9 protein-coding genes are annotated in these 15,611 nt (G+C 61.5%); 3 read left to right on the top strand and 6 right to left on the bottom strand.

The genetic code is table 11. The features are described 5' to 3' along the window. Window positions 1-144 precede the first annotated feature (144 nt). A complete protein-coding gene (locus tag EYV96_RS05315; protein ID WP_131406504.1) occupies window positions 145-855 on the top strand; it encodes a hypothetical protein in 711 nt (236 codons plus the stop codon). Window positions 856-1,086: 231 nt separating this feature from the next. On the opposite strand, the gene EYV96_RS05310 is transcribed toward EYV96_RS05315, so the two are convergent. Further along, the gene (locus tag EYV96_RS05310) at window positions 1,087-2,208 is read right to left on the bottom strand and encodes a RelA/SpoT domain-containing protein (RefSeq protein WP_165488601.1); all 1,122 of its coding nucleotides are present in this window, start codon (window positions 2,206-2,208) and stop codon (window positions 1,087-1,089) included. Between the two features lie 65 nt (window positions 2,209-2,273). Further along, entirely contained in the window at window positions 2,274-2,546 is a 273-nt protein-coding gene (locus EYV96_RS19075) for a helix-turn-helix domain-containing protein (RefSeq protein ID WP_205746095.1), read from the bottom strand. 58 nt (window positions 2,547-2,604) lie between these two features. Between EYV96_RS19075 and EYV96_RS19070 the strand changes: the two genes are divergently transcribed. Next, a complete protein-coding gene (locus EYV96_RS19070) occupies window positions 2,605-2,901 on the top strand; it encodes a helix-turn-helix transcriptional regulator (protein WP_131150421.1) in 297 nt (98 codons plus the stop codon). 300 nt (window positions 2,902-3,201) lie between these two features. Here EYV96_RS19070 and EYV96_RS05295 read toward each other — a convergent pair whose 3' ends face one another. Beyond that, on the bottom strand, window positions 3,202-3,558 hold the full coding sequence (locus tag EYV96_RS05295; protein WP_131150420.1) for a hypothetical protein: 357 nt from the start codon (window positions 3,556-3,558) through the stop codon (window positions 3,202-3,204). Continuing rightward, window positions 3,555-4,682 carry a hypothetical protein gene (locus EYV96_RS05290; RefSeq protein WP_131150419.1) on the bottom strand — a complete coding sequence of 376 codons (1,128 nt, stop codon included), beginning with the start codon at window positions 4,680-4,682 and terminating at the stop codon, window positions 3,555-3,557. Before EYV96_RS05290 ends, EYV96_RS05295 begins: the two co-directional genes overlap by 4 nt. A gap of 355 nt (window positions 4,683-5,037) precedes the next feature. On the opposite strand from EYV96_RS05290, the gene EYV96_RS05285 reads away from it, so the two are divergent. Further along, window positions 5,038-6,456: a cryptochrome/photolyase family protein gene (locus EYV96_RS05285; protein WP_131150418.1), complete on the top strand. Its 1,419-nt coding sequence runs from the start codon at window positions 5,038-5,040 to the stop codon at window positions 6,454-6,456. A gap of 4 nt (window positions 6,457-6,460) precedes the next feature. Here the strand turns inward: EYV96_RS05285 and EYV96_RS05280 are convergent, their stop codons facing one another. Then, complete coding sequence (locus EYV96_RS05280) at window positions 6,461-11,197, bottom strand: hypothetical protein (protein WP_131150417.1); 4,737 nt, start codon at window positions 11,195-11,197, stop codon at window positions 6,461-6,463. A 24-nt stretch (window positions 11,198-11,221) separates the two neighbouring features. Beyond that, the gene (locus EYV96_RS05275; RefSeq protein WP_131150416.1) at window positions 11,222-15,562 is read right to left on the bottom strand and encodes a phage tail family protein; all 4,341 of its coding nucleotides are present in this window, start codon (window positions 15,560-15,562) and stop codon (window positions 11,222-11,224) included. Between the last annotated feature and the right edge of the window lie 49 nt (window positions 15,563-15,611).

Raw genomic sequence — 15,611 nt, 5'->3', positions numbered from 1 at the left:
ACACAGTTATCAGCAAGCGCCCGTCAGAAAGTCGTGATGAGGCACTTGAGCTATTCTCGAAAGAGCAAGTTCAAAAGGAAGTTGACCTTACTGAGGTGCAGCTCCTGTCGGGCTTGATATCGTTCGCAAGCTTGGCATTCCTTCATGGACCATGAAATGAGCAAAGACGGCCGATTGACTGCTCCCGATTCTCGTGCGACCGCCGGCGATGTGATTCACTCAATGGCTGTCAAAGCAGGCCTTGGATCGGTGCCCCTTGTTGGCCCGTTTCTGTCCGAGGCTGTGCAGCTCGCCATCGTTAGCCCTGCGCAGCGCCGCACTCAAGAATTTCTTGAGCAAGTTGCGAACGCTATCAATGCGCTTGAGCAACGCGGAATTTCCGCAACGAGCCTTGCAAATGACGAGGGCTTCCAGGACGTTGTATTTGCGGCCATCGAATCTGGCAGGCGTTCGGCTTCCAGCGAAAAGAGAACGCGTCTACTTGCATGCGTAGCAAACTCGGCTGTACTAGATGCACCGGCTGAACGGAAACGTCTTTTCATTCGGTTAGTCGATGAACTGGACGCATCGCACTTTGTTGTTCTGAAAATTTACGGCGACAAGTTGTTCGGGGTTGACGCAGGCATGGTGGACATGTCGGATGACAAGGCACTGGAGCGACTCGCTCAGCTGGTGGCCCTCGATGGGGTTGACCGCGAATACCTTGCGCTAGTTCTCAGGGACCTTAACTCGCGCGGCTTGCTCACTAACGACTATCGTGCCGGAACTCGTCTAGCTTCCAGTAATTTTCAGCGGATGATCATTTCACTGGTTGGGCGTGAACTATTGGAATTCGTGACCGAACCTGCGGGGTAAGTGGCAGGGGATTGCAGGTTCAATCCCTCACTTAAGCACCGCCGGTCACGCGCAGCTTACGCTATCCATGCATCGGGCCGAGACGTGCCGCGTGCGGTCCATCAACTCGGCCCAACAGCATGTGCGCTGAATTATCGAAGCAGCTGTTCGGTGTTGTGATGGAAGAATCTAGGATCACAAGTGGTGCGATCATATGGAGATTGATAAGAACGAACCGTTCTATTGCATGACTTATTCTTCAGGGCGTTTACTGAGCCATTCGATCAGGAGGTTATTCACTTCGTCGGATTCCCAGGCCAGCACTTCGTCAAGTGTTGCTATGAAGAGAGTGGTGTCTGCAAAGTAGTTCGGAAAAGCCTTGCGAAGGGCGTTCACGTTTTCCACTGATACAAGAACGACGTCGCCGTTCTCCCCAAGGCGCTTTTCCGCCTCCGTGTACTCCTTCTGCGCTTTGTCACGCTCTTTGGCGGTAAACCCCCTTACGCGGAGTTCATCGTTCACCAGATCGAGCTCCAAGAGATATTGGCTCGCTTCTTTGATCTGCTCGACGAGCTGAACGGCTTCACTGTAGCGATGCAGGCGATTGAAGACGTCAAGTTGACTGGAAAGGTCAACTAACAAGGCTTTTATGCGAGACCTCTCCTCCATTGGCATTGGCTCGGAGTGTTCCAAAACTGAGAACGCTTCACTTGCGACGCAAAAGAATTCTCGCCATTGCACTTGCCCCTGACCGGCTTTGATCGCCTGCCTTGTAAATAGATCAACAGTCTCAACAGCTGTCGCCCAGGCATGCTGAATTTGGGTGCGCAGCTGCACTTCGATGCGGAGTCCGTTATAGACGCTGCCGTTGCCGCGACCCACGTACTTGTATATGAGGTGTATGCCGCGATAGCCGTCTTCCTTCGGCTCTTCTATGTAGTCCTTGAAGTCGTCAAGGATATGGCGATGCCGTCCTGTATCAAACGCGTGCCACAGTTGGTACACCGCGGGGATGTCTCGGACGATTGCCCTGCAGCCTCCGATATCTTGCATACGAGCAAGGTCCATATTCTCGAATCGCCGCAGCTTTGCGATTATCGATGGTGAGCGTTTGAGTCGCTGAGCGGTGAGCGCTTCTTGGTCAACGCGCCTTGCCCTGTCGCGTAGAGTGACTTTGAAGGTATTTAGGGGGTACGCATGCGCAGAACGCCAGTTATTGAAAACGACCTGTGCGTTAAGTTCGCGAAAGAGATCGGCTGCGCGTTCTATGTGTCCATCCACGTCAATATGGAAGGGAACTGGGTCCTCAAAGGCGAGGAGTTTGCCAGCTCGTCGAACTACTTTGCGACTGTAGCGAGGCCTTTCCCATTGCATGTGGAACTCCCAAAGTCCCTGGTTCATCGGCCACGGAAGCCGCCAAAATCTCTCAGCCTCTTAGTTCAAGCACTGTTCTTCTTCCCAGGCGTTTTGCGGCGTAACAAGTCTTCGGTATCGCGAACAAGGTCTGCTGCGTGCACATCAAGCGCTTGAGCTACCGCAAATAAAGTGGTGATCGTGGGCTGCCTAATGCCGCGCTCTAGCCTGGAGACAAAAGTTCTGTCCAAATCGGCTCGTAGCGCAAGCTCCTCTTGAGTGATTTCAGCACGGGTCCGATAGCGGGTAAGAACCTCGCCGAAGAGGGGGCCGATGTCTGGTATTGGCGCTATAGTCACGCCGGAAATTTCGTGGCATTGTAGCCTATAGTCCACGGCCTATAGGCACGTACCTGTCATGACAAATAAGGTGCGATCCAGAAAGACGCGGGTGGCGGCATCGCAGGAACTGCGCGAGTTAGGGGAGGGCTTCGGTGCTCCGCAATTGCCTCCGGTTGCGCAAGACGAGCTGCTTACCACCAAGGATGCCGTAGCTCTAACCAAGATGAGCAAGGCTTGGTTCGAGAAGCAGCGCTGGATCGGGCAAGGGCCTCCCTACAGAAAGCGGGGCCGGGCAGTGCGCTACTTGAGGAGTGAACTTCTAGCTTGGTTCACCGAATTGAGGCCTGGTGATTTCCCCGGCGAGGGACATTAGTGCGGAGGAATGCGTTTAGTGCATCGGTCCTTTTGGCGCCTCGATCTATAAGTTTCCGTCAAACGCCGGTCAAACATGCAAAAGAATAGTCAGTGGTGACTGAGATTGGTTGATACAACAACATTTCTCGGCGAATCATGTGGTTGAGAATTTGGTGCGTCCAACCTATTGATCGAAAAGGGGCAAAATTTCTAGGACTAAAAGTCTTGAAAACCGGCGAAGGGTCAAACCTTCCGTGGGTTCGAATCCCACCTCTTCCGCCACCTGTGAAAAAGCCCGCCATGCGCGGGCTTTTTCGTATCAAGGTGTAACGGGGTCCGCAAGGATCGCCGCTTCCGTTCCAGCGCCGCCTGATGGCGCTGTCGAAGAGGCCACGGCCGGGTTGGTTCGTACGCTTCCGACGTGGCGATGGCCTGGCATGGATCCGGCCTCCCGACTTGCCACGGTGGTCGACCGGTAAATACCCACCAGCGCCATCACGATGAGGACGAACGCGAAGACCAGTAGCGATATCACCGACAGCGGAACGAAGCGCCGTTCCATTCTTGGCGCACGCCAGATCACCACCATGACCGATGCAACGACGATGAACGCAAAGACGGCCAGCAGATAGGGCGGCGTGGCGACGTGCAGGGTTGGCCTTGAAGTCCCGATCATCGAGCGGTTTCCCGGATTGCCGTGGGCGGCGAAATGGAAGAACTATCGGCAGATCGGCGGAAGGCTTGAGCAGGGGTTCCGATGGGGCCCCCGCAGGACAGGGCCTCGGCCGCGAGCGTCAGGTGATCATGTTCTTCGAGCAAATCGATGTCTGCGATCCCTGGGTTGCTGGCGACTACGGCTTCGCGCGTTGACGATGACTGAAGAAAATTCAGTGCCGCAGCCGAAACTCCTTGGCCAAGTTCGGAAAGACGGCGCGAATGCATCTGCTTTCGAAAAGCGTCCTTCGAAGCCCGGCTGGCCGATCCAAAGGGCATAGTGTCGTAGTCGTGCAGTCGAACCATGCTGAAGGTGATCTGTCGAAGGCTCTCGACATAATCCTTCAGGTCACCAGCACGGCCTTCGTGGTCATCGCAGGGCGGGGCGGTGGCGAGAAACAGGCAACGCCTGAAATGGATGTCCAGCTGAATGAGTGCCGCTTGCTTCCTGCCCTTGATGTTGGCCTGCACGGCGCGTGCTCCCGCATCGATGTCCATGGCCTCGAGGCTGTCACGAAGCCGGAGAATGTCGGCATCCGGGCAAACGGACAAATCGTCGACGCTCGTCCACAGGCCGAATTCCGCGAACCAGCCCTGCCAGCGCTCGCGCAGTGCCGGCTCATCAATAGCCTGTCCGACACCCTGGGTTTGCAGCGAGACCGCCATCTCAATGAACGCCCGGATCTCCCGAAGGCGATGGGATTCCATATCGAAATCTTCGGGTGGGGCGACCTCCAGTTGCAGGAGGTGGCCGAGCTTGGCATGCGCATGCATAAGGCGATCGGTGGCGACTCTCGTCAGTGTGGCAGCAAGGCGCGAGCCGCCAGCGCTCTCGCTGTCGTGGAGCCGGTCCGACATCTCGCGCAACTCCGTCGCGCTGAGGCACTCAACGAAGCGACGCACGTCCCTTGCGCTGGCCACGCCCGCGTCGATTGCGGCGGCGCACACGGCCGCCACGCGCTCCAGCATGGACGTGCCCGGCGCGTCCTCGCCGCCAGCTAGCGACGCAGCAGCGAGTTGCTCACACAGCGCCGCGAATCCGGCCCGCTGCCTGACGGTATCCGGTTCCCGGGCGATCGACACCATCGTGTGTTCGAGCGCGCGGCAGGGTGCTGCTGATGCGGCGAGCGGGCCATCCGGCGTTCCCGTCTCGTTCGGCCGTGAACCCGGTGGTCGCCAGCGCGGCAATCGGGAGGTGAGGCTTCTGACAAAGCGACCGGTCGGGGGCGTTGGCGTGCTTGCGACCGCTCGGCTGGGGATAAGGCTTCGCGTATGCGATGCTGTCACTGTAGGCATGGGTGTTGATGTGTTTGACGTGGGAGCGCAAGTTTCATGGTTCATCCATGAGCCTCATCACGCGACCGCATGAGGACATCATGATTCATGGTGGAATGGGCCCCGATCTTGGCTCGCTGTCTGACCCAGGGGAGTTCGCGTTTTCATGTCCGTTGCCATCGTCTGGTTTCGTCGCGATCTTCGTCTCGCCGATAACCCCGCGTTGACCGAAGCCTGCAAGCGCCACGACCAGGTGCTGCCGGTGTATATCCATGCGCCGGACGACGAAGGCGCCTGGAAGGCCGGCGGTGCAAGTCGCTGGTGGCTGCATCGATCGCTCGATCAGCTCGGCCGCTCGCTGGCGCAACACAAGGCGCATCTTCACGTAGCGCAGGGCACGGGCGCCGACGTGCTCGCGCGCCTGGTCAAAGCCACCGGCGCCGAGGCCGTTTACTGGAATCGTTGCTATGAGCCCCGGGCCATTAAGCGCGATGCCGCGATAAAGAAAGCGCTACGCGGTGCAGGCATGGTGGCGGAGAGTTTCAGTGCGTCCCTGTGGCGCGAACCCTGGCAGGTCGCGACCCAACAAGGCGAGCCCTATCGCGTGTTCACGCCGTTCTGGCGCAACCTGCGGACGCAGATTCAGCCGGATTGCCCGCTGTCGATACCCCTCATGAGTTCGGTCAAAGCCGCCGGAGACGTGCCGCTCGAGACGCTTGGCCTGATGCCGGGGATCCGGTGGCACGAAGGCCTCGACGACACCTGGCAGCCCGGTGAGCGCGGTGCCCACGAGGCGCTGGAGCTTTTCATCGATGACGCCCTGAAGGGCTATGAGAGACTTCGTGACTTGCCGGCGCGCCATGGTACGTCGCGCCTCTCTCCCCATCTCCATTTCGGTGAGGTATCCCCGCGACAGATCCACTGGATCTTGCATGAGCGCACCCAGCAGGGCATCGCCAGGCGTCGTCCCGACCTGGAGCCTTTCCTGCGCGAGCTCGGCTGGCGCGAATTCGCCCACCACTTGCTCTACCACTTCCCGAAGACACCGCGCGAACCGTTCCAGCCTTCGTTTACAGGTTTTCCCTGGGCCGATGACCACGACGGCGCGCTGCGCCGCTGGCAGCAGGGAAGAACGGGTATTCCGATCGTCGACGCCGGCATGCGCGAGCTATGGCGCACCGGCTGGATGCACAACCGCGTGCGCATGATCGTGGCGAGTTTTCTCACCAAGAACCTCCGCCTGCACTGGCATCATGGCGCACGCTGGTTCTGGGATACGCTGGTCGATGCCGATCTGGCCAACAACACGCTGGGTTGGCAGTGGGTGGCTGGCAGTGGGGCTGATGCAGCCCCTTACTTTCGCGTGTTCAATCCGGTCACGCAGGCGAAGAAGTTCGATCCGGAAGGCGAGTATCTGCGGCGCTGGTTGCCCGAGCTGGCTGACGCACCGCTGCCGCTGCTGCATGAACCCTGGAAAGATCCCGCGCTTCTGGACCGCACAGGCTACCCCGCGCCACTGGTTGACCTGGGTGAATCGCGCGAAGCGGCGCTGGCTGCGTATCAGGCGATGCGCCGCCAGCGCTGATGTCCTAGCTCCGGGTCGTCAAGGTGACGGGAAACTCGCGCGCGAACACCAACCGTTCCACCACCTTGGGCTGGGTAATGTTGAAGGGCGCCACCTTGACCTGGTCGTCGGAGAAATGCCGTTCGTACTCTCGCAACATCAGGCGCAGGCGTTTGCCCCGCACATCGGCCGGCAGGCTGATACGCCCGGTCCAGACACAGGTGTCGAGGGCGACCAGCTGTGCAAGGAAGTCCGGCGTCAGATGCGTGAGCTGCATCGCTTGATTGGCCGCGCTCGCGGTACTGCGTGTCAATGCGACCTGGGGAGATGTCTCTGCCGTGGCCCGGACGTGATCGAAGCCGGTGAGCGCCGTGGCGCCAATCTGATGGAGGAAGTCCACCGCGGCCTGTTGCGGCGTGGCATCGGCGCTGGGATGCGGCGCGTTGGGTACGTCAAACCAGTCGAGATCGGTGGCATGGGTCGTGTTCTGCCACTGCAGCACCACTTCGATGCGGTTGTGGCCGGGGCCCGGGCCGAATACATCGCGGACAAAGGCGCTGAATGCTGGCGAGGGATAAAGTCCCCAGCTCGAGGCCGGCCCCTGCAGTGGAACCGGGCCATACACATTAAACAGGTAGGTGTCGCGTGCATGCGTGACGTCGACGCGGCGGCGTGGAAGCAGCTGCGCAAAGGGCGCAGGCACCGGCGTTGAAATGTGCGCGTTGTCGATGGCCCAGGGCTGGAAACGCACCAGGCTCAAACGCACGAAGGGCATGTAGCTGTCACCGGCGTCGATGCGGATATCGGCGAACCATTGATTGCGCTCACCGTCGAAGTACACGCGGTGTCCAGCCACGACAACATCATGGTTGGCATCCGGCAAGCGCACATTCTGGACGCAGACCGCCTGCGGAAAGGCTGAAGCCGTCAGCGTGCCACGCGGTAGCGTGGAGTCGAACAGCGGATCCAGTCCCCACTGCGTGACATAGCTTTCGCTGGGATCGCCCTTCAATTCGGCCAGCTTGCGCGCATCGGGCGGAGCGGCCGTGACGATCACGCCCAGCAACTCACCGTCCCCCGACGTGAACCATGGGCGTTCGAGATAGACGCGCAGGGTGCCGCCATCGCGAATCACCCGATGCACGCCGTTGCTGTCCGTATCCGTCCAGTGTTGCGTGGGAACGATGTAGGCGATCTGCGGTGGCTGCGGGCGACCCGATGCCGGCACCACGTAGCCCTGTGGCGCGCTCTGCGACGCCAGGAGTGGCGCGGCGCATTCGATGCTGGCCGCGTCGATGGTCTCGTCGTAGTAGCCCGGCGGCAGGCTGAGTGCATCTCGGAGGTACGGCGCGCCCTGGCGGGTGATTTGTTCCAGATCGGCGGTGATGGACGGAGGCAGGTATTCCCGGAACCGGGTGGTGGCCAGCAGGCTGTAGCGCAGGAAGCGAAACTTCTGGTCACCGAAGTCGTGGCGGATATGCGGGCGTGCCTGGTCCAGCGCGGGCTCTGGGCCGAGGATGGCGTAGTCGGACAGGTGCGGCTCGCTTTCGTCGATTCCTGGTTGCGCCAGGGCGACGGGCTTGAGTCGTGCCGTCATGTGTCGGCGATACGGCGACTTGCCGGACGTCGGATCATCCACCCATTCCATCCACTCGCCCAGCACCTCCAGCTGGCCCGTGCTGCGCGCGTGATATCGCACGAAGGTTTCGCGACCGAAGTCGGCGAAGGTGGCACCCTCGGGGCGTCGGACGCTGATGTTCCTGAATGTCGGTTCGCAGACGGGATGCTGCGTGGCGTGGACGAGTGTCAGCGTGCGATCGGGCGTCATCATCCAGTTTGAGCCGCAGATCGCCAGGATCGCGGTCCAGATGCCCGCATAGGCATTCGCCGTCCATGCGGGCAAGGCCATGTGCGTCATCATGTCCAGTCGCACGGCGCTGGCGTAGCGCACTGGCGCGATCTCGCCTTTGCGCAAGTAAATCGTCAGCACGCGATCGCCACCGCTCCACGTCGGCACCGCGCGATTCGGGTCGATGGCGTCCACGCAGGGCACGGCATCGATGGCCTCGGGCAATTCAGCCATGGCGATGCGGAATCCATCGATGTCCGGCCAGCTGCCCTTTAGCGGAACGTAAAGCACCAGTTCCTTGGTAAACGGGATGTAGTCGGCGTGGACGTTGTCCGTCGCGTCGAGCACGGTTGGGCCGGTGAGGCCGGGCACGCCACGGAGCACGATAGCCGCGGCGAGCGGATCGGGCAGGTAAGGCGTGGCGAGGTGCTTCTCGCTGTGCACCACGTACTGGCCCGGTTGCAGCCGAAAACCCTCGGGTGGCGCGGGATCGAGCGGTTGCTCAGTGGAGACGTTGTCCACCGGTGGCGTGATGAGTTTGACGCTTGCGCCGCCGTCGTAGAGTGTTCCGGCTTCACGCTTGGTGATCAGTTCGTATGCCTGCCGAATGATGGCGGCGCCTCCGCTCTGACTGGCGGCATCGAAAGCCTTGTCGAAACACCCGTGGTGTTCGGCCAGCGTCTGCGATCCCTTGGGTGGCACGACATGGCGAATGTTCGTATCGACGTAAGCGAAGCCGCTCTTGCCCGGATCGTTGGTCGCGTAAGCGCCTTGCTGGATGTACTGGCTGGTCGAGAGGCTCTGGTAACCGCTGTCGGTCTTGATCACATCGGAGCGAATGACCGCGCGTTCCAGCGACTCGCCTTCGGACAGTCGCCCGAACAGGGCCAGGGCAGGCGGATCGAGCGGCTCGAGGCGACGGTAGGTGATTTCTTCGGTTGCCTGTTCCAGGTCGCCGAGTGAACCGTCGTCGAGTCCCAGGCTGTTGCCGGCAAGGTCCACCAGGCGTGCGCGCAATCGGTAGGTTTCCCCAAAGCGCAACCGCGGCAGGGTGCCGGGCTGCCACGTCGTCGTGGTGAGTACGGGGCTTGCGCCTCCGACCGAGTCGTCGTCCGACTGCGCTTTGACCGTTTCTTCCTGGATCAGGCCATGCTCATTGACTGGCACGATACGGCGTCCCGGCCGCGCCGCCACCAGACTCCAGCCGGTCCACTTGAACAGTGCTTCGTGCAGATAGTGATCCTGCGTGCCCTTGTTCTGGTTGACGTCGTCGGGCGCCGCCTGCGTCGTGGTCGACGTGGCATGCACGAAACCTTCGTCGTGCACGTCGCCGCCGAGCGAGCTTCGATCCTTCGTCGCACGGTACGTAGCGACGCGGGCACAGAGCGAGCGCCACTTCGCCGTGCGGTTCTCGCGCACGTCGACGCGATAGCCGCGCAGTACGTCTTCGGCAAAAAGCACGACCTGTGCGGACTGGCCTGCGTCGTCCAGCGCGTCGCTTTTCAATGCGTTCGATGCCAGATCCTGCGCCGTATCGCTGGCCCGGTTGTGGCGCGTCAGCGTAAGGCCGCCCGACCTCAACGCGGGGACGGATTCCTGGTTTTCGTTGGTGGTGTAGGTGGCGCCTCCGGCCCGCTCCAGCGCTTCGGCGGCGTCGGGATACGGCGTGCTTTGCAGCAGCGTCAGGGTGCTGTTGACGAAGTTGATCGTTTTCACCGACGAGCCATCGGCGTCGACCTGGACCACGTTGAATGGCAGGCGATCGTTGCCACCCTTGGCATCGTCCGTGCGCACGACTTCGGTGACGTTCTGCAGGGCCAGCAAGCCGTCGCGATGATCGTGGTTGTCGCGACTGCGCACCACGAAGCGCGTGCCCGACATTTGCCAGGCCGTTTGCGGCGTCGAATCGGCGCCGTGGACGCGCGAGCGGCGCTGGATGGCGAGCTGCATCAGGCCCTGCGTGCCGCCAGCGGTCGTCTTGGCCTTGGTGACCAGATCACCGCTGGCCTCGACCGTCGCGTCGATAACCAGGCCCAGGCGACGCATCAGGCTGGGCGCATCGCTAAACGACGCCACGACCTGATGAAAGTCGTATGCCGGTGGCTTGATCGGCTGGGACTTCGATGCCGGGTCGGGTTGCTCGCGATACGGCGCCGCCTTCGTCTCCGGCCGTGAATAGAAGCGGTTCGCCTGGTACAGCGCATAGGCGGGCGCGCTTGCATTGAACAGGGGCGACAGCGAGCCGGGCAGGTCGGCCGGGAGCGCGCGGATGGGCGTGTGCTTCTTGTTGGCCGTTGGTTTGCCATCAATGCCACGGACGGTAGGCGGCACTTCCTTGATGTCTTTGCCGAAGTACATGCCACGCACGCGTTCGTCGATCGCTCCGTTGACCAACAAATCGCCGATGCCGTTGGGGCGCCGCTGCAGATAAATGCGCGGGTTGTATTGCTCGCCCCCTGCGGCGGACTTGATCATGGGGCCAAGCGGACTGCCATCGATCGGAAACAGCGATGGTCGCTGCAATCCCTGCTGCGCGGCCAGGTCGCCGTAATGATCCTTCAGAAAGCGCACGACGTGGCGCACCGGAAAGGAGTTGAGGTTGTGCTGGCTCATGTCCGTGAACACGAAGGGCGCGACGCTCATGTCGGGCGTAAACAGCCGGGTCCACAACGCGCTCTCGGCCACCTGGTCGAGCTTGAGCTTGTAGGTGATGCCATCGATCTTCAGCTGGAAACCGATCTGCGCCAGGGCTTTGGGCCAGTCCAGGAAATCGGGCCAGCCTGACAGGAGCGCCTGCTGGTTTTCGTGTCCGGCGTCGGGTGTCAGGCGGGGTGACATCACGATGGAGACACGCAGTTGTCCGCGTGCATCGAAGCCATGCGGGAGCACGGTCCAGACGATCTTCTCGGCCATGGTGTTCTCCTTGGGACGCGCTGCTCAGGCGAAGGCTTCGACGTAGTCGCGCCAGGGGTAGGTCGTGGTGTCGGTGACGGGGCCACTGTCCGGTCCCATCAGTGCGGCGAACGAAGGGTCGCCGTTGGAGCCGGCGAACTTGCGCTCGCAGTGGATCGACGCGCTGACGGAGAACATGAAGACGCTCACCGAGATCGTCAGCGTGGCCTCACCCTTGGCTTTGCCGGTGTCCGACTCATAACTGAGTGCGAGATAGAGTTCGATGGACACCGAAATGATGCCCAGCACGCTGACTTCGCCACCCATGCGGAAATAGCCGGTGAGCGTGCACTTGTCCTGCTCCATGCGGAAGTAAATGCCTGCCATCACGTGCACGCCGCCGGAGGCTACGCCGAAGTCGACAGCGATGGCGGCACCGAACTCGAAGGCGGCTTCCATCAACTGCACGCCGTGCGGATCGATGGTGATGCCGAAGAAGCCGCCACCACCGAACATCGACACCGTCAGGCAGAACGGCTGCTCGCGCGTGCAGAAGTTGAAGCGAACGGACAGCGGCTGGCCGATGAACGGCACGGTGAAGCCGGCGCCGAGGCTGAGGTTACTCAGGTTCAGCACGCCGACCGCAAGGCTGGGCAAGGCCATCGAGAAACTGGCATCGATGCCTTTCTCCGAAATGCTCAGGGCGGGTGGATCCGAGAAGCCGTCGAGCGGGATCAGGTCCTTGAGCGTTTCAACGAACTTCAGCGGCCCCAGGAAATGGATGCCATCGAACTTCACGTCGACGTCCATCTTGGCGGACGAGTCAGCGCGGAACTCGATTTTCTCGAACACCAGCTTCATGAACGAGTGCTTGTCGCCGAGGAGGATCAGATCGAAGGCCTTCAGCCCGCACAAGACATTGACCTTCGCCTCGCCCGAACTTTTCTTGATCTTCGCTTCCACGCCCACGACGAAGGCATCGGGGTTATGCGGGAGAAACAGGGTGCCGAGGCCGCTGTAAAGCGCGTTACCCGGTTGCGGCCACGACTGGATGGTCGGATTCCAGTCGAACTTGATCGTGATCTCGTCGCCGAGCAGGGACGAAAGCAGTTGCGCGATGTCGGCCGCCTTGTCCGTGATGGCGCGCAGGGTTGTGGCGATTTTGACGATGGTGCCGCGCACTGCGCCGGCAAAGAGCTGGATCGTGTCGAACGCCGTTTGGAAGGTGCCGAGCGCCGTGCCGACAGCCTGGATCTTCGACTGCAGCTGTCCCTCGTCCTTGAGCAGGTCCGCCAATTGATCCGGCGGCACGAGGAAGGCGCTGATGGCATCGTAAAGCTGGCCCGCCGGCCCCAGCAGGGCAGGGATCTGCTTGAGGTCATCGACGATGGCCTGGATCTGCGCGATGCGCGTGCGGATCGGCACCAGTTGCTGCGACACCACGTTCTGCACGGCGGTGGAGAGGCCGCTGGCGGGAAGCTGCGAGATGCGCTGGTTGACCGCATTGAGCAGGCCGTCGAGCGTGCTTTCGACATTGCCGATCACGCCATTGAGCGTCGCATGGGGCGGCTCGAAGATCTTCTCGGTGGTATGGATGGCGTTGATCAGAGCGTCAGCCGCGTTGCTGACCTGATCGATCTGGTTGGAGATGGCCGACGTCGCGGCATCCAGCGCCTGGATCTGGGGCTTGAGCTGATCGAGCGCGATCTTGATGGCTTGCTGCAACGCGGCTTCCGCCGCCGCACGCGCCATGGTCTCCAGCTGACCGACCAGGTCATTGGCCTGGCCCAGCGCGCTGAAGAAAGTTTGCGCCGCATCCATCGCCTCGGTGACGAACTTTGGCAGTTTGTCGAGCTTGCTGGTGTCGAACGAGAGCGCCTTGAGCAGTTCGCCAAGAGGAATGCAGCCAAACAGCAAGGGGCTGACGCTCTCGAAGAACTTGCCACCGTCGAAGGTGCCGGTGTTGAAATCCGACGCCAGGCCGGAGATTGGCCCCGCCAGTCGCGACAAACCGGTCGGTGCCAGATTGGGTTGCACGAAGCCGCCCGATCGATTGCCCTGCGACGTGAAGTCCAGCACCGGACCGTTGGGTTTTACGTCGGCAAACACCTCGCCGATGTCGAAATCCTTCCTGCGGGCGATGAACTGCCCGTTCATCGAGATAACGCTCGGCTTCTTGTTGCTGGTGAGATAGGCCAGCGACGGGATGAGTGTTTCGGCCGTGTCGACCATGGGATAAATCAGCGGTCCGGTGCGCGTCGCCGGGTCAAGGCGCAGCTGCTCGACTTCCGCGCCGAACATCACTTTGCCCAGTTCGACGACGGTATCGCCGGACTTCAGGCTTGGCGCCACCGTCACGCGTTGCTGCTTGAAGTCGGCGCCGCGGTAGTCGGGGCCCTTGGCCCAGTACGCCGTCTGCGCTTCCTTGAAATAGTTCTCGGCCAGATGCCGGTCCTGGTCATTGGCCGGATTCGCCAATCCGTTGCCGATGAACATGGCTGCAAGATCAAACTGCTGTTCGTGTCCGTCGAGGTCTGTTCCGACATAGCTGAACTTGAAGGGGAAAGCACCGCTGGCTGACGGGATGCACGGCCAGAACATAAGTTGCCGGTGCGCGTTGACATCGGTGGAGGCCGCGTCCATCAGGTCCGGCGTGACGTGCGTGAGGCATTTGATCTGAGTGAAGAAGAACTGGCGATGGTAGTAACGGGTGAAATTCTGCGGACGGTCTGGTCGAGGACCCGTGGCCGGAAGCGTCATGGTCGGAAAGGTGACGAGCGGCTCGCGCACGATCAGGAACTGGCGCTGCCTCAGGTATGCGGGATTGCCGGGCTTGTCGTGATGGAATTTGCGTTCGGTTACTTTGACCAGGGACGCAGGGTGGCCGAAAGGCAACAGGTAACCCTTGTAGACCACCTTGACGTAGTGATCGCGCGCCTGCGTGGCCTGATGGACCCACTGCTCCACGCTGAAGCCGGCGGGCACTTTCCAGCCGCCATGGACATCGAGCCATCCGCCGAGCGCGGAGAGCATCAGTCGATTGCAGGCGATGGGTTCCTGCAGGCCATCGCGAATGCGGAAATTGCTCGATTCGTGGACGATCTCGAAACGATCGAAGTCGTCCATGACCTGGCGGAACGGCGTGTTGCCGGGCTGCGGACGATCACCCTGAGGGTAGTTGCCGTTGAAGGTCTTCGGGATGGACTCCGGACCGACCCGCGCCCAGATGGCGCGCAATTCGGTACCGCTGCCCGGCCCTTCGGTGGTGACGCCGGTCTTGTCGTCGAAATAGGCGAGCCGCGAATGCCACAAAGGCGTGTTGCCGGTGGGCGCAAAAACCCTGGCCGTCGACGCATGGAGCATGCGACCGGTTTCGTTGGGCGAAAGCAGGAGGCGATACGGGAGCTCAAGCGCGGTTTGCGTGGCCGTAGGTGCGACGGGTCCAGGCGCGATGCGCCATGTGACCGACGGGGTTTTTACCACTTGTAGTCCCGCCGCGCCGATGACGCCATACGTCGCCATCGCCGAACTGCTGTGCAGCGACTGGTGTTGCGCGGTAGCGGGCGACACCGCGTTGGCGAGGTTGTCGATCGCGCCGTCGCTGGGGTTGAGCGTCAGCGCATCCGCGCGCAATTCGGCGCGCCGCATCAACAAATGGGCTGCGCCGGCACCCGCGTTCTGGACGATGCGCAGATTGCGCAATGCTGCTGAAAGCGTGCGAGCCTGTTCGCCGGGAGAGAGCCTTGCATACGCGGCGCGCTGCCGCTTCAGCAATACGCCTGACAGTGGCCCGATCACCAGGCGCCTGACGGGTGCGCGTGCCGCATTGGCCGTAATGCTCAGCGGCAAATGCATGCAGGCGTCGAGAATGCCCTGCAGCGTATAGGGCACGGATGCCATGTTCGCCGCGGCCAGTGCCTTGGCGTCGAATCGGAACACGGCGCGGCTGCCGTTGGCAATGCGCGACTTCACCGGCGGTTTGCGCGGGTCTTCCTGGCCCGCATTCGGGTCGGAAGGCCCGACGAAGTTGGGATCGATCGGCGGATCCGACGGCAGGATCTGATAGAAGGCTTCTTCCGAAATCGATTGCGGCGCGAAGCGCAGCACGATGTACGCCGTCTTGCCAGCCTTGGGTTGCAGGGTGGCGGGACCGCCATCTTGCGCGGCGACGACGTCGAGGTTGATCAACGAGAAGTTGATCGAGAGAAAGTCGTCCGAGCGGATGACCGCTTGCCCGAGATCGACAATCGCAGCGACGCCACCGGGCGTCAGGTCGACGCGCGACAGTGATGCGCGATCGAAGCCTTCGAGAAACGTCGGGTCGCTGGCCAGTTTGGCCAGATCGCCCTGGGTCTTGATGGTGCCGCGCCGAATGTTGCTGGCCATGTCCCAACCCTCCGTCGTGAAGCGCTGCAAGCGAGTCACGCATCGGGTG

Origin of the sequence: Dyella terrae, from assembly GCF_004322705.1 — a bacterium.
In the GTDB taxonomy this organism is placed as follows: Bacteria; Pseudomonadota; Gammaproteobacteria; order Xanthomonadales; family Rhodanobacteraceae; genus Dyella_D; species Dyella_D terrae.
The sequence above is the reverse complement of the archived record's forward strand: the minus strand, read 5'-3'. Positions and strand labels throughout refer to the sequence as shown.

Bases quoted from the DNA above. Each gene is read 5' to 3' on its own strand.
- EYV96_RS05290 (WP_131150419.1), bottom strand. From the start codon at position 4,682: ATGGTGTCGATCGCCCGGGAACCGGATACCGTCAGGCAGCGGGCCGGA.
- EYV96_RS05295 (WP_131150420.1), bottom strand. From the start codon at position 3,558: ATGATCGGGACTTCAAGGCCAACCCTGCACGTCGCCACGCCGCCCTAT.
- EYV96_RS05310 (WP_165488601.1), bottom strand. From the start codon at position 2,208: ATGCAATGGGAAAGGCCTCGCTACAGTCGCAAAGTAGTTCGACGAGCT.
- EYV96_RS05315 (WP_131406504.1), top strand. From the start codon at position 145: ATGGACCATGAAATGAGCAAAGACGGCCGATTGACTGCTCCCGATTCT.
- EYV96_RS05275 (WP_131150416.1), bottom strand. From the start codon at position 15,562: ATGGCCAGCAACATTCGGCGCGGCACCATCAAGACCCAGGGCGATCTG.
- EYV96_RS05285 (WP_131150418.1), top strand. From the start codon at position 5,038: ATGTCCGTTGCCATCGTCTGGTTTCGTCGCGATCTTCGTCTCGCCGAT.
- EYV96_RS19070 (WP_131150421.1), top strand. From the start codon at position 2,605: ATGACAAATAAGGTGCGATCCAGAAAGACGCGGGTGGCGGCATCGCAG.
- EYV96_RS05280 (WP_131150417.1), bottom strand. From the start codon at position 11,197: ATGGCCGAGAAGATCGTCTGGACCGTGCTCCCGCATGGCTTCGATGCA.